At 60.1% G+C, this 14,022-nt stretch carries 13 protein-coding genes; all 13 read left to right on the forward strand.

All coding sequences use genetic code 11. The features are described from left to right. Positions 1–5: 5 nt before the first annotated feature. The 13 genes from pheT to arnF all read left to right on the forward strand — a co-directional run bounded on the left by pheT (position 6) and on the right by arnF (position 14,005). Positions 6–2,393 carry a phenylalanine--tRNA ligase subunit beta gene (gene pheT, locus CPH57_RS07270; RefSeq protein ID WP_033652458.1) on the forward strand — a complete coding sequence of 796 codons (2,388 nt, stop codon included), beginning with the start codon at positions 6–8 and terminating at the stop codon, positions 2,391–2,393. A gap of 4 nt (positions 2,394–2,397) precedes the next feature. Then, positions 2,398–2,694, forward strand: coding sequence for an integration host factor subunit alpha (ihfA, locus tag CPH57_RS07275; protein WP_004931414.1), 297 nt, complete (start codon positions 2,398–2,400; stop codon positions 2,692–2,694). Between the two features lie 551 nt (positions 2,695–3,245). Beyond that, the gene (locus CPH57_RS07280; protein ID WP_047026211.1) at positions 3,246–3,662 is read left to right on the forward strand and encodes a DUF2502 domain-containing protein; all 417 of its coding nucleotides are present in this window, start codon (positions 3,246–3,248) and stop codon (positions 3,660–3,662) included. 179 nt (positions 3,663–3,841) lie between these two features. Next, the gene (gene btuC, locus CPH57_RS07285; protein WP_033652456.1) at positions 3,842–4,849 is read left to right on the forward strand and encodes a vitamin B12 ABC transporter permease BtuC; all 1,008 of its coding nucleotides are present in this window, start codon (positions 3,842–3,844) and stop codon (positions 4,847–4,849) included. 45 nt (positions 4,850–4,894) lie between these two features. After that, the gene (locus CPH57_RS07290; protein ID WP_033642881.1) at positions 4,895–5,446 is read left to right on the forward strand and encodes a glutathione peroxidase; all 552 of its coding nucleotides are present in this window, start codon (positions 4,895–4,897) and stop codon (positions 5,444–5,446) included. Positions 5,447–5,451: 5 nt separating this feature from the next. Then, the gene (btuD, locus tag CPH57_RS07295) at positions 5,452–6,207 is read left to right on the forward strand and encodes a vitamin B12 ABC transporter ATP-binding protein BtuD (RefSeq protein ID WP_096242189.1); all 756 of its coding nucleotides are present in this window, start codon (positions 5,452–5,454) and stop codon (positions 6,205–6,207) included. 401 nt (positions 6,208–6,608) lie between these two features. After that, a complete protein-coding gene (gene arnB, locus CPH57_RS07300; protein WP_089196986.1) occupies positions 6,609–7,763 on the forward strand; it encodes a UDP-4-amino-4-deoxy-L-arabinose aminotransferase in 1,155 nt (384 codons plus the stop codon). Further along, positions 7,750–8,730 (forward strand): undecaprenyl-phosphate 4-deoxy-4-formamido-L-arabinose transferase, encoded by a 981-nt coding sequence (arnC, locus tag CPH57_RS07305; RefSeq protein WP_033642884.1) that lies wholly within the window; start codon positions 7,750–7,752, stop codon positions 8,728–8,730. Before arnB ends, arnC begins: the two co-directional genes overlap by 14 nt. Then, entirely contained in the window at positions 8,730–10,712 is a 1,983-nt protein-coding gene (gene arnA / locus CPH57_RS07310) for a bifunctional UDP-4-amino-4-deoxy-L-arabinose formyltransferase/UDP-glucuronic acid oxidase ArnA (protein WP_033644264.1), read from the forward strand. The genes arnC and arnA overlap by 1 nt, the downstream gene beginning before the upstream one ends. Continuing rightward, positions 10,709–11,614, forward strand: a complete 906-nt coding sequence (gene arnD / locus CPH57_RS07315) for a 4-deoxy-4-formamido-L-arabinose-phosphoundecaprenol deformylase (protein ID WP_033652453.1) — start codon at positions 10,709–10,711, stop codon at positions 11,612–11,614. Before arnA ends, arnD begins: the two co-directional genes overlap by 4 nt. Beyond that, positions 11,611–13,275 carry a lipid IV(A) 4-amino-4-deoxy-L-arabinosyltransferase gene (gene arnT / locus CPH57_RS07320; protein WP_033652452.1) on the forward strand — a complete coding sequence of 555 codons (1,665 nt, stop codon included), beginning with the start codon at positions 11,611–11,613 and terminating at the stop codon, positions 13,273–13,275. The genes arnD and arnT overlap by 4 nt, the downstream gene beginning before the upstream one ends. Further along, a complete protein-coding gene (arnE, locus tag CPH57_RS07325) occupies positions 13,272–13,616 on the forward strand; it encodes a 4-amino-4-deoxy-L-arabinose-phosphoundecaprenol flippase subunit ArnE (RefSeq protein WP_033642887.1) in 345 nt (114 codons plus the stop codon). Before arnT ends, arnE begins: the two co-directional genes overlap by 4 nt. Further along, positions 13,613–14,005, forward strand: a complete 393-nt coding sequence (gene arnF, locus CPH57_RS07330; protein ID WP_033642888.1) for a 4-amino-4-deoxy-L-arabinose-phosphoundecaprenol flippase subunit ArnF — start codon at positions 13,613–13,615, stop codon at positions 14,003–14,005. Before arnE ends, arnF begins: the two co-directional genes overlap by 4 nt. Positions 14,006–14,022: the final 17 nt, after the last annotated feature.

The following is a 14,022-nucleotide window of genomic DNA, read 5'->3' on the forward strand; positions in this document are numbered from 1 at the left end:
ATCACATGAAATTCAGTGAACTCTGGTTGCGCGAGTGGGTAAACCCGGCCATCAGCAGCGAAGCATTATCCGATCAAATCACCATGGCCGGTTTGGAAGTGGACGGCGTGGATCCGGTTGCCGGCGCGTTTAATGGCGTCGTGGTGGGTGAGGTTGTCGAGTGCGGTCAGCACCCGAACGCCGATAAACTGCGCGTCACTAAAGTTAACGTGGGCGGCGATCGCTTGCTCGACATCGTCTGCGGCGCGCCGAACTGCCGCACCGGCCTGAAAGTGGCGGTTGCCACCGTGGGCGCGGTGCTGCCGGGCGATTTCAAAATCAAGGCCGCCAAACTGCGCGGCGAACCTTCGGAAGGCATGCTGTGTTCGTTCTCCGAGCTGGGCATTTCTGACGATCATGACGGCATTATCGAACTGCCGCTGGATGCGCCGATCGGCACCGACATCCGTGACTATCTGAAACTGAACGACAACACCATCGAGATCAGCGTCACCCCGAACCGCGCCGACTGCCTGGGCATCATCGGCGTCGCGCGTGACGTGGGCGTACTGAACCAGGTTGCGCTGACCGAGCCGGACATGAGCCCGGTGCCCGCGACGATTGACGCCACGCTGCCGATCCGCGTTGACGCGCCGCAGGCGTGCCCGCGTTATCTGGGCCGCGTGGTGAAAGGCATCGACGTCAAGGCGCCAAGCCCGCTGTGGATGCGTGAAAAACTGCGTCGTTGCGGTATCCGTTCTATCGATGCCGTCGTCGACGTCACCAACTATGTGCTGTTGGAACTTGGCCAGCCGATGCACGCTTTCGATCTGAGCCGCATCGACGGCGGCATCGTGGTACGCATGGCGGAAGAAGGGGAAACCTTGACGCTGCTGGACGGCAACGAAGCCAAACTGAACGCCGACACCTTAGTGATCGCCGATCACCAAAAAGCATTGGCGATGGGCGGCATCTTCGGCGGCGAGCATTCCGGCGTCAACGGCGAAACCCAGGACGTGCTGCTGGAGTGCGCTTTCTTCAGCCCGCTGTCGATCACCGGCCGCGCGCGCCGTCACGGCCTGCACACCGATGCTTCTCACCGCTATGAGCGCGGCGTCGATCCGGCGCTGCAGTACAAAGCCATGGAGCGCGCCACGCGCCTGCTGCTCGACATCTGCGGCGGCCAGGCCGGCCCGATTATCGACGTGACTCACGAGAATGAACTGCCGAAACGCGCCACCATCACGCTGCGCCGCGAGAAGCTGGATCGCCTGATCGGCCACGTGGTGCCGAGCGAGCAGGTCAGCGACATTCTGCGCCGCCTGGGTTGCCAGGTGACCGAACAGGGCGACAGCTGGCAAGCGGTCGCGCCGAGCTGGCGTTTCGATATGGAGATCGAAGAGGATCTGGTGGAAGAAGTGGCGCGCGTTTACGGCTACGACAACATTCCGGATGTGCCGGTGCGCGCCGATTTGGTGATGACCCAGCATCGCGAAGCCGATCTGACGCTCAAGCGCGTGAAGACCATGCTGGTCGATCACGGTTATCAGGAAGCGATCACCTACAGCTTCGTCGATCCGAAAGTGCAGGCGCTGCTGCACCCGAATGAAGAAGCGCTGATCCTGCCGAGCCCGATTTCGGTCGAAATGTCGGCGATGCGTCTGTCGCTGTGGACCGGTTTGCTGTCCGCGGTGGTGTACAACCAGAACCGCCAGCAGACGCGCCTGCGCCTGTTCGAAAGCGGCCTGCGCTTTGTGCCTGATAGTGCGGCAGATCTGGGTATCCGTCAGGACGTCATGCTGGCGGGCGTGATCGCCGGCCATACGCACGATGAACACTGGGATCTGGCGCGCAAGCCCGTCGACTTCTATGATTTAAAAGGGGATCTGGAGTCTGTCCTCGAGCTGACCGGTAAATTATCCGAAATTCAGTTCCGGGCGGAAGCCAATCCGGCCCTGCATCCAGGGCAAAGTGCGGCGATTTATTTGCACGGCGAACGCGTTGGTTTCATCGGTGTGGTTCACCCGGAACTTGAACGTAAACTGGATCTTAACGGCCGCACCGTGGTGTTTGAACTGGAGTGGAACAAGCTTGCGAGCCGCGCCGTGCCTCAGGCGCGGGAGATTTCGCGCTTCCCGGCAAACCGCCGTGATATCGCCATTGTGGTGGCTGAAAACGTCCCCGCAGAAGATATTTTGGCCGAGTGTAAGAAAGTTGGCGCAAATCAGGTAGTTGGCGTAAACTTGTTTGACGTGTACCGTGGCAAGGGCGTGGCAGAAGGTGACAAGAGCCTGGCTATCAGTCTGGTATTGCAGGATACCGCTCGTACACTGGAAGAAGAGGAGATAGCCGCTACCGTTGCAAAATGCGTAGAGGCTCTAAAACAGCGATTCCAAGCATCCTTGAGGGATTGAACCTATGGCGCTTACTAAAGCTGAAATGTCAGAACACCTGTTTGAGAAGCTTGGGCTTAGCAAACGGGACGCCAAAGACCTGGTGGAACTGTTCTTTGAAGAGGTCCGTCGGGCCCTTGAGAATGGCGAACAGGTAAAACTGTCGGGTTTTGGCAACTTTGATCTGCGTGACAAGAACCAACGTCCGGGGCGTAACCCGAAGACCGGCGAAGACATTCCGATTACGGCGCGCCGCGTGGTGACCTTCCGTCCGGGGCAGAAGCTGAAAAGCCGGGTAGAAAACGCCAGCCCGAAAGGGTGAGTGACGTGACATCAAAAAAGGCCGCTTGCGCGGCCTTTTTCTTTTCTGGGACAAAATTCAGTTTATTCCTAATCGATAAGACATGACTCCATTGAGCCGTTAAGTCGGCACGGCGAAAATTATTGCCCTTAATTACGGAATATTCTTATATATTATTTCATGTAATGCGTGGCTTTTATTTCTCACTTCAATAACGGCCGTAATAATGGCCAGGGCCATCGCCACGGTGGCCGCCGCCTCCGTGAGGGCCCCAGCAACAGGCGCTAAGGGTTGAGGCCAGGGCGACCACGGCCAGCAGCATACCGAGTCGTTTAATCATCTTATTATCCTCCGGTGGGGATCCGTTTAATTATCATTGTCGCGCCGCTTAAGCGATGTCAGTTATTCGTTAAGCCTTGGCAGAGGCAATAATAATTAAAGACGTCGGCAAACAGTGTCGGGATTGTGTAAGGCCGTCGAAAACGATCTGAAAATAGGCATCGGTGAGATAGTCGCTAAATAAGCGCACTGATATAACCACTGCAGCAAGAAAAATAGAGTGAGAAGGCAAAATGAAAAAGATCCTGTTGCTGGTGTGTTTTCCGCTGTTGCTGCCGCTGGCGGCACAGGCCGATGTCTCTGTCGATATCAACGTGCCGGGCGTTTCCCTGCATTTGGGGGATCAGGACCGCCGTGGTTACTACTGGGATGGCTACGACTGGCGTCCCCCGCAATGGTGGCATGCACACCAGGGCCGCGGTTTGGGGGAGCGCAATGCGCGCGGCCTGTACTGGGACGGCGGGCGCTGGCAGCCTTCGCCGCCGCGCGGCTATGAGCATCGCGAGCCGGCGCGCAGCGGCAATCCTTTCCACGGCGATCGCGATAATCGTGATCATGATGGCCGCCATGACGATCGCGGCGACCATGACCGGCGCGATGACGGCCGCGGCCGGCCTTATCCGCAGGGCAACCCCGGTCAGCATCGTTAATCCCTGAGTTTATCGGCGGCTGGTTTTGCCATCATCCTGGCGATGACGGGCAGGGCCAGCCGCTGCTTTCCTGCGCCATCGTTTACGCAAGGCTTCCCCTTGCGGCGTTAACCCCCTAATATTTGACTCAGACGTCAATTATCCGGCCACGACAGCGGCCGGCAGGGAATCGCCGCGCCATGCCAACCAGCCGTACCTTCACCTTACTGTTGCAACATCAACGTTACCGCGATAAACGCCAGGTCATTCTGTTGGCGCTGGGTGTGGTGCTGGCATTGCTGTTTAGCCTTTGCGCCGGCGATCGATGGATATGGCCGTCAGAATGGTTCAGCGATCGGGCGCAGCTGTTCGTCTGGCAACTGCGATTGCCGCGTGCGCTGGCGGTGATGTTGGTCGGCGCAGCCCTGGCGGTAGCCGGGGCGGTGATGCAGGCGCTGTTTGAAAACCCGTTGGCGGAACCTGGCCTGCTGGGGGTGGCGAACGGCGCCGGCGTTGCGCTGGTGCTGACGGTGCTGCTGGGTCACGGTCTGCTGCCGGTAGCGCTGATGAGCGCCGCCGCGATAGCAGGCGCGCTGGCGATGACGTTCTTGCTGCTGGGCTTCGCTCGCCGGCGCCGCCTGACCAATGCGCGGCTGTTGCTGGTGGGAGTGGCGCTGGGCATCGTGTGCAGCGCGCTGATGACCTGGGCGGTCTATTTCAGCACCAGTCTCGATCTGCGGCAGTTGATGTACTGGATGATGGGGGGCTTCGGCGGCGTCGACTGGCGCCAAAAGTGGCTGGTGTTGGCGCTGCTGCCGGTGCTGCTGTGGCTGTGCGGCCAAGGGCGAGCGCTTAACCTGATGGCGCTGGGCGAGGTGCAGGCGCGGCAGCTCGGGCTGTCGCTGCATCTGTGGCGCAACCTGCTGGTGCTGGCGATCGGCTGGCTGGTGGGCGTCAGCGTGGCGCTCGCCGGGGTGATCGGCTTCGTCGGGCTGGTGATCCCGCATATTTTGCGGCTCACCGGCCTGACCGACCAACGCTATCTGTTGCCTGCCTGCGCTCTGGCGGGGGCCGGCGTGTTGCTGGTGGCCGATGTGATTGCCCGCGTTGCGCTGCTGGCGGCCGAACTGCCGATCGGCGTGGTGACCGCTACGCTGGGAGCGCCGCTATTTATCTGGTTACTGACCCGGGCAAAAGGCGTAAGGTAGTTTTCTTCATTCACCTGCCATTAAAAAACTACAGGATGACAACCGATGAGCAATCCAATTTATAACCTGCCGTTACAGACCATCGAAAATCAGGCTACCACGCTGGGAGCCTATCAGGGCAAGGTGCTGCTGGTGGTCAACGTGGCCTCGGAGTGCGGCCTGACAAAGCAATATGAAGGGCTGGAAGCGCTGTACGAAACCTATCGCGATCGGGGGCTGGAAGTGCTGGGGTTCCCGTCCAATGAATTCCTGGGGCAGGAGCCGGGCAGCAACGAAGAGATCCTGGCGTTTTGCCGCGGCACTTTCGGCGTGCAATTCCCGATGTTCGCCAAGATTGAGGTGAACGGCGAACACCGTCATCCGCTGTATCAGGCGCTGATTGCCGCGCAGCCGGCTGCTGTCGCGCCGCAGGGCAGCGAATTCCTGGCGCGGATGACCAGCAAAGGGCGTGCGCCGAAGCACGCCGGCGATATTTTGTGGAACTTCGAGAAATTCCTCATCGCGCGCGACGGCACGGTGATCCAGCGCTTCTCGCCTGACACCACGCCGGAAGATCCGGCGCTGGTGGCGGCGGTGAAACAAGCGCTGGCAGGGTAAGACGGATGCTGCAACTCGTTGAGGTTGGGGTGGCGGGGCGCCTGGCGCCTTTTTCGGCACAGATTGACGGCGGGTTGCAGGTTCACCTGATCGGCCCAAACGGCGCCGGGAAGAGCACTCTGCTGGCGCGGGTGGCGGGCATGCTGCCGGGGCTGGGCGAGGTTCGTCTGGACGGACGCGCGCTCTCCGATTATCCGGGGAGCGAACTGGCATCCCGGCGCGGTTACCTCAGCCAGCAACAGCCGCCGGTGTCGCTGATGCCGGTGTTTCAGTATTTGGCGCTGCACCGGCCTGCGGCGGCAACGCAAACCGATGTGGAGCACGCCATCCTCTATCTGTGCCGGCGGTTGAAGCTGGTGGATAAGCTGTCACGCATGCTGACGCAGCTTTCTGGAGGCGAATGGCAACGGGTGCGGCTGGCGGCGGTCTTGCTGCAGGTGTGGCCCAGCGTCAATCCGCACAGCCGCCTGTTGTTGCTGGATGAGCCGACCAACAGCCTGGATGTGGCGCAGAAAGTCGCGCTGGATCGCCTGCTGCGCGAATTCTGCCAGAGCGGGCGCAGCGCGCTGGTATGCGCGCACGATCTGAATCACACCCTACAGCAGGCCGATCGGGTTTGGTTGCTGCATGCCGGCCGGCTTGTGGCGCAGGGCGTCACGCGTGATGTGATGGCGCCCGCACTGCTGTCGCAGATTTATGAAGTGGATTTCCAGCTGCAATGGGTAGGGGACCAGCGTTGGATCATGACCCGCACGGCTTAATTAACCCAGTGGGCGGGGCGCAACGTAAACGGAAACTAAACACAGTGAATATAAATAGTCAGATAAGCATCAGCGAATATTGTGCGGTCTCTCATTTTTATACCGATTTTCTTGAAAAACGTCGATGACGTGCTACGCTTGATTCGGCAAAAATAAAATACGTAAGTAATTATTAAAAAATATAAGAAATTGATTTACATAATAAAATTATATTAATGATGACGGCACCTTCCTATCAGTTCTCCCACTGATGACAAGTCTCGTCTTAAGGTTTAGTTAAGCTTGCGGCCTTACATTGGCAGTTAATCCACGGAAACGATTCTTCTCTGGCGTTTAATATTCGTTAAACGAAAGGGATTTACAGTGTCATCAAAAGCAGTCCGATACGTTTGGGGTTAACTATGGATCAATTTTTACCTTTCTCTCGTCCAGCCATCGGCGACGAAGAAATCGCCGCGGTAGAGAAAGTGTTGCGTTCCGGTTGGATCACCACCGGCCCGCAAAATCAGCAACTGGAAAGCGACTTCTGTTCCACCTTCGGCTGTAAGCACGCCATCGCCGTCAGTTCCGCCACAGCAGGCATGCACATCACTTTGATGGCGCTGGGCGTGGGGCCCGGCGATGAAGTCATCACCCCTTCCCAAACCTGGGTTTCCACCCTCAACATGATCGAACTGCTGGGCGCTACGCCGGTGATGATCGACGTTGACCGTGAGACCTTGATGGTCAGTGCCGCCGACGTCGAGGCTGCCATCACCCCGAAAACCAAAGCGATTGTTCCGGTGCATTATGCCGGCGCCCCCCTGCAGATGGACGCTTTGCGCGCCGTGGCCGAACGCCATGGTCTGCCGTTAATCGAAGACGCCGCCCATGCGGTCGGCACGCGTTACAACGGCGAATGGGTCGGCGCGCGCGGCACGGCGATTTTCTCGTTCCACGCGATTAAGAACGTGACCTGCGCCGAAGGCGGCCTGATCGCCACCGACGACAATGCGCTGGCGGATCGCCTGCGTTGCCTGAAGTTCCACGGCCTGGCCGTCGATGCCTTCGATCGCCAGCAGCTTGGCCGCAAACCGCAGGCCGAAGTGGTGGAGCCGGGGTACAAATACAACTTGTCCGACATTCACGCGGCGATCGCCGTGGTGCAACTGTCGCGCTTCGCCGAGCTGAACGCGCGCCGTAAGGCGCTGGCGCAGCGCTACCTGAGCGCGCTGGAAGGCTCGCCGTTCCAGCCGTTGGGCGTGCCGGATTATCCGCATGACCACGCCTGGCACCTGTTTATGGTGCGCGTCGATGCCGAGCGCTGCGGCCTCGATCGCGACCAGCTGATGGAGCGCCTGAAAGAGGTTGGCATCGGCACCGGGCTGCATTTCCGTGCGGCGCACACCCAGAAATTCTACCGTGAGCGCTATCCGCAGCTGTCGTTGCCGAATACCGAATGGAACTCGGCGCGGCTGTGCACCTTACCGCTATTCCCTGATATGACCGACGCCGATGTGGATCGCGTGGTCAATGCCTTGTCTTCTGTTGTGGAGTCTTTACGTGTCTCGCGTTGAACCGATCAAAAAAGTGTCGATAGTCATCCCGGTATACAACGAGCAGGAAAGCCTGCCTGCGTTGCTGGAGCGCACTACCGCCGCCTGTAAGCAGTTATCCCAACCTTATGAAATCATTCTCGTCGACGATGGCAGCAGCGACAACTCCGCTGACATGCTGACCGCGGCGGCCGAAAAGCCGGACAGTCACGTGATTGCCGTCCTGCTTAACCGCAACTATGGCCAACATTCGGCGATCATGGCCGGTTTCAATCAGGTGACCGGCGATCTGGTGATTACCCTTGACGCCGATCTGCAGAACCCGCCGGAGGAAATCCCTCGGCTGGTCAGCGTGGCGGAAGAGGGCTATGACGTGGTGGGCACCGTGCGCGCCAACCGTCAGGACTCCTGGTTCCGCAAAAGCGCTTCGCGCGTAATCAACATGATGATTCAACGCGCCACCGGTAAATCGATGGGGGACTACGGCTGCATGCTGCGCGCCTACCGTCGTCATATCGTTGAGGCGATGCTGCACTGTCATGAGCGCAGCACCTTCATCCCGATCCTGGCGAATACCTTCGCCCGTCGCACGACCGAGATCGACGTGCGTCACGCCGAGCGCGAGTTCGGCGACTCCAAATACAGCCTGATGAAGCTGATCAACCTGATGTATGACCTGATCACCTGTCTGACCACTACGCCGCTGCGTTTGCTCAGCGTGGTCGGCAGCATCGTGGCGCTGTCCGGGTTCGTGTTGGCGCTGGTGCTGATCGCGCTGCGTCTGCTGCTCGGTCCTGAATGGGCCGCCGGCGGCGTGTTCACGCTTTTCGCCGTCCTGTTCACCTTTATCGGCGCCCAGTTTGTCGGCATGGGGCTGCTGGGTGAATACATCGGCCGCATCTATACCGACGTGCGCGCACGTCCTCGCTATTTTGTTCAGAAAGTGGTCGGCGTACAGCAAGACCACAATACTCAGGAAGAAGAATGATGAAAGCTATTGTATTTGCTTACCATGATATTGGCTGCGCAGGTCTGAAAGCGCTGACTGAGGCGGGTTATGACGTGCAGGCTGTGTTCACGCACACCGACGACCCAGGTGAGAACAACTTCTTCTCCTCCGTGGCCCGTTTGGGCGCCGAATTGGATCTGCCGGTCTATGCGCCGGAAGACGTGAACCACCCGCTGTGGGTTGATCGCATTCGCGAACTGCAGCCGGACGTGATCTTCTCGTTCTACTACCGTCACATGCTGAGCGACGAGATCTTGTCGCTGGCCCCGTTGGGCGGTTTCAACCTGCATGGTTCGCTGCTGCCGCGCTACCGTGGCCGCGCGCCGGTGAACTGGGCGTTGGTGAATGGCGAAACCGAAACCGGCGCCACCCTGCACAAAATGGTGAAACGCCCTGACGCCGGCGACATTGTGGGCCAGCAGAAAGTGGCTATCGCCGACAACGACACCGCGCTGACGCTGCACAAAAAAGTGCTGGAAGCCGCGCAGGCCGTGTTGAAAGAGCAGTTGCCGAAGCTGAAGAACGGCACCGCCACCTTCACCAAGCAGGATGAGTCTCAGGCCAGCTACTTCGGGCGCCGCACCGCGGCGGACGGCGAGATCTTGTGGCACAAATCCGCCAAAGAGATTAACAACCTGGTGCGCGCCGTCACTGAACCGTACCCGGGGGCATTCAGCTACCTCGGCCAGCGCAAGCTGATCGTCTGGCGTTCCCGCGTGCTGGATACCCAACACGATAAACAACCGGGCACCGTGCTGAGCACCGCCCCGCTGGTCATCGCCTGTGGCGAAGGCGCGCTGGAAATCGTCGCCGGGCAGAACGAAAGTGGCCTGTACGTGCAGGGCAGCCGCCTGGCGCAGGAAATGGGCATCGTCACCGACGTGCGTCTGGCCGCCAAGCCCAACGCCGTGATGAAACGCCGCACCCGCGTGCTGATCCTCGGGGTCAACGGTTTCATCGGCAACCACCTGACCGAGCGTCTGCTGCGCGACGATCGTTACGACATCTACGGTCTGGATATCGGCTCTGACGCCATCAGCCGCTTCCTCGACAACCCGCGCTTCCACTTCGTGGAAGGCGACATCAGCATCCACTCCGAGTGGATCGAGTATCACATCAAGAAATGCGACGTGGTGCTGCCGCTGGTGGCGATCGCGACGCCGATCGAATACACCCGTAACCCGCTGCGTGTGTTCGAGCTGGACTTCGAAGAGAACCTGAAGATCGTTCGCGACTGCGTGAAATACAACAAGCGCATCATCTTCCCGTCCACCTCAGAAGTGTACGGCATGTGCGACGACAAAGAGTTCGATGAAGACCATTCGCGTCTGATCGTCGGGCCAATCAACAAACAACGCTGGATCTACTCGGTCTCCAAACAGCTGCTGGATCGGGTGATCTGGGCTTACGGCGCCAAAGAAGGCCTGAAGTTCACGCTGTTCCGTCCGTTCAACTGGATGGGGCCGCGTCTGGATAACCTGGACGCCGCGCGCATCGGTTCTTCCCGCGCCATCACCCAGCTGATCCTCAACCTGGTAGAAGGTTCGCCGATCAAACTGATGGACGGCGGCGCACAGAAGCGTTGCTTCACCGACATCAACGACGGCATCGAAGCGCTGTTCCGCATCATTGAGAACCGCGACGGCCTGTGCGACGGTCAGATCGTCAACATCGGCAACCCGACCAACGAAGCGAGCATTCGCGAGCTGGCGGAAATGCTGCTGGAAAGCTTCAACAACCACCCGCTGCGCGACCGCTTCCCGCCGTTTGCCGGCTTCAAGGACGTGGAGAGCAGCAGCTACTACGGTAAAGGTTACCAGGACGTCGAGCACCGCACGCCGAGCATCAAGAACGCGCGCCGCCTGCTGGGCTGGCAGCCGACCATCGAGATGAAGCAAACCGTCGCCGATACGCTGGACTACTTCCTGCGCACTACCGTTCAGGAAGGGAACGATGCATGAAGAAAGTCGGTCTGCGGGTTGATGTAGATACCTTCAGCGGCACCCGTGAAGGGGTGCCGCAGTTGCTGGACCTGTTCGAAAAGTACGACATTCAGGCCAGCTTCTTCTTCAGCGTGGGACCGGACAACATGGGGCGCCATCTTTGGCGCCTTTTGCGTCCGAAATTTCTGTGGAAAATGCTGCGCTCGAACGCCGCTTCGCTGTACGGCCTGGATATTCTGCTGGCCGGCACCGCGTGGCCGGGGCGCAACATTTCACGCGCGCTGGGGCCGCTGATGAAGCGCACCGCCGAAGCCGGCCATGAAGTCGGGCTGCACGCCTGGGATCACCAGGGATGGCAGGCCAACGTCGGCAAATGGAGCGAGGCGCAGCTGACCGAACAGGTGCAGCGGGGCGTCGATGCCCTGAGCGCCAGCACCGGCCAGCCGGTGAAATGCTCCGCCGTAGCAGGGTGGCGTGCCGACACGCGCGTGCTGGAGGTCAAGCAGCGCTTCGGCTTCCATTACAACAGCGATTGCCGCGGCACCCATCCGTTCCGTCCGGTGCTGAGCGACGGGCGTCACGGTACGGTGCAGATCCCGGTGACGTTGCCGACCTTCGACGAAGTGATCGGCAGCGAAGTCAGCATGGCCGACTTTAACGACTACATTCTGCGCGCCATCGAGAACGATCGCGGCGTACCGGTGTACACCATTCACACCGAAGTGGAAGGCATGTCGCAAGCGGCGATGTTCGAACAGTTATTGCAACGCGCACGGCAGCAGGGCATCGAATTCTGCCCGCTGAGCGCGCTGTTACCGCAAGATTTGGCGTCACTGCCGTTGGGCCGCATCAAGCGCGCTCCTTTCCCCGGCCGCGAAGGTTGGCTGGGCTGTCAAACCGATGTGAAGGACGTTACATGAAGGCGCTAAAAGGATCCTGGGCCATTCTGCTGGCCGTTTTTTTTGCTCTGGTCTATCTGATCCCGCTTAACGGTCGCCTGTTGTGGCAGCCGGATGAAACGCGTTATGCCGAGATCAGCCGTGAAATGCTGCAACGCGGCGATTGGGTGGTGCCGCACCTGCTGGGGCTGCGCTATTTCGAGAAGCCGGTAGCGGGATACTGGTTCAATAACATCAGCCAGTGGCTGTTCGGAGAAAACAACTTTGCGGTGCGGTTCGGCTCGGTGTTCAGCACCGGCATGACCGCGCTGCTGGTGTTCGCGCTGGCGATGCTGATGTGGCGCAATGCGCGCCGCGCCAGCCTGGCGATGCTGATGTTCCTGTCGATGGTGCTGGTTTTCAGCATCGGCACCTACAGCGTGCTGGATCCGATGATTTCGCTGTGGCTGGCGGCGGCGATGGTCAGCTATTACCTGACGCTGAAAGCCACCTCGGTCAAAGGCAAGCTGGGCGCCTACGCCTTGCTGGGCTTGGCCTGCGGCATGGGCTTTATGACCAAGGGCTTCCTGGCGCTGGCGGTGCCGGTGATCGCGGTGATCCCGATTGTCATTCAGCAACGTCGCATCAAGGATCTGCTGTGCTACGGCCCGGTGGCGATCGTGACCGCCACATTGCTCAGCCTGCCGTGGGCGCTGGCGATCGCGCAACGTGAGCCCGATTTCTGGAATTACTTCTTCTGGGTCGAACACATTCAGCGCTTCGCCGAAGATAACGCCCAGCACAAGGCGCCATTCTGGTATTACCTGCCGATCCTGCTGGCGGCGGTGTTGCCGTGGCTGGCGCTGCTGCCCGGCGCGCTGCTCAAAGGTTGGCGCGAACGCGTGCAGCGCCCGGAGCTGTTCTTCCTGCTGAGCTGGGCGATGATGCCGCTGATCTTCTTCAGCATCGCCAAAGGCAAGCTGCCGACCTATATTCTGCCGTGCATGGCGCCGCTGGCGCTGCTGATGACCGCCTATGCGGAAGACTATGCCGCCACGCTGCGCGCCAGGCTGTTTAAGGCCAACGCCTGGCTGAACGGCCTGTTCGGGCTGATTGGCATCGTGGCGCTGGTGGTGTTGAGCTCCGGTTTGCTGCCGAAAGCGCATCTGTTTACTCCGCAGGAGTGGCCGAAAGTGGTACTCGGCCTGATCGCGTTCGGCGGTTGGCTGCTGTTCGCGCTGGTCTCCGCGCGCGATAACGGCCGCCAATGGCGTTGGGCGGCCGCTTGCCCGGTGCTGCTGTGCCTGGTGATCGGTTACGCGATTCCGCAGCAGGTGACCGATTCCAAACTGCCGCAGAACTTCGCCCGCGCCACGATGGCCGAACTGGGCGACAGCCGTTACGTGCTGACCGACAGCGTCGGGGTGGCGGCCGGCCTGGCCTGGGAACTCAAGCGCAGCGACGTGCTGATGTACAGCCAGAAAGGCGAGGTGGCCTATGGTCTGGAGTATCCGGACGCCAAAGGGCACCTGATCAGCGACGCCGACTTCCCGCAGTGGCTGGCGCAGGCGCGCAAGCAGGGGAATGTGTCGCTGGTGTTGCAGCTCTCCCGCGGCGAAGCGCTGCCGCAGGAACTGCCTGCCGCAGATAAGGTGGATCGCATGAACCGTCTGGTGCTGATGTGGTATAAACAGCAACCATGATCGGTTTTCTGTTGGTGATAGTGGTCAGTCTGCTCACCTGTGGTGGGCAGCTGTGCCAGAAGCAGGCGGCGCACTGCTGGGAACGGGCGGACGAGGCGCGGCTCAAGCAGACGCTGCGTTGGCTGGCGCTGGCGGTGCTGTTGCTGGGGCTGGGCATGGCGGTGTGGCTCAATGTGCTGCAACGCCTGCCGCTCAGCCTGGCTTACCCGATGCTCAGCCTTAACTTCGTGATGGTGACGCTGGCCGCGCGCTGGCTGTTTCACGAGCCGACGACCGCGCGCCATTGGTGTGGCGTGGCGTCGATTATGCTGGGGATCCTGCTGATGAGCGTGCATTCATGAAGGGCTATGCCTGGGGCGCCGCCAGCGTACTGCTGGTGACGCTGGCGCAGTTGCTGATGAAGTGGGGCATGGTTCAGATCCCGCTGATGTCGTTCGCCGACGTCTCGCTGACGCTGATCGGCGACTACTGGCTGCCGCTGCTGGCGGTGGGCGGCGGCATCTTTGGCTATGCGCTGTCGATGCTGTGTTGGTTCTTTGCGCTGCGCCATCTGCCGTTAAACCGCGCTTATCCTCTGCTGAGCGTCAGCTATGCGCTGGTTTACCTGGCGGCGGTGATCCTGCCGTGGTTTAACGAATCCGCTACGCTGCTGAAAACGTTGGGCACGCTGTTTATTCTGTTCGGCGTCTGGCTGATTAACAGCAAATCCGAGACCAAATCGCCGCAATAGGGCCAAAACCGGCGATC

It is taken from the genome of Serratia sp. JKS000199 (assembly GCF_900215455.1).
GTDB classification, from domain to species: Bacteria; Pseudomonadota; Gammaproteobacteria; order Enterobacterales; family Enterobacteriaceae; genus Serratia; species Serratia ureilytica.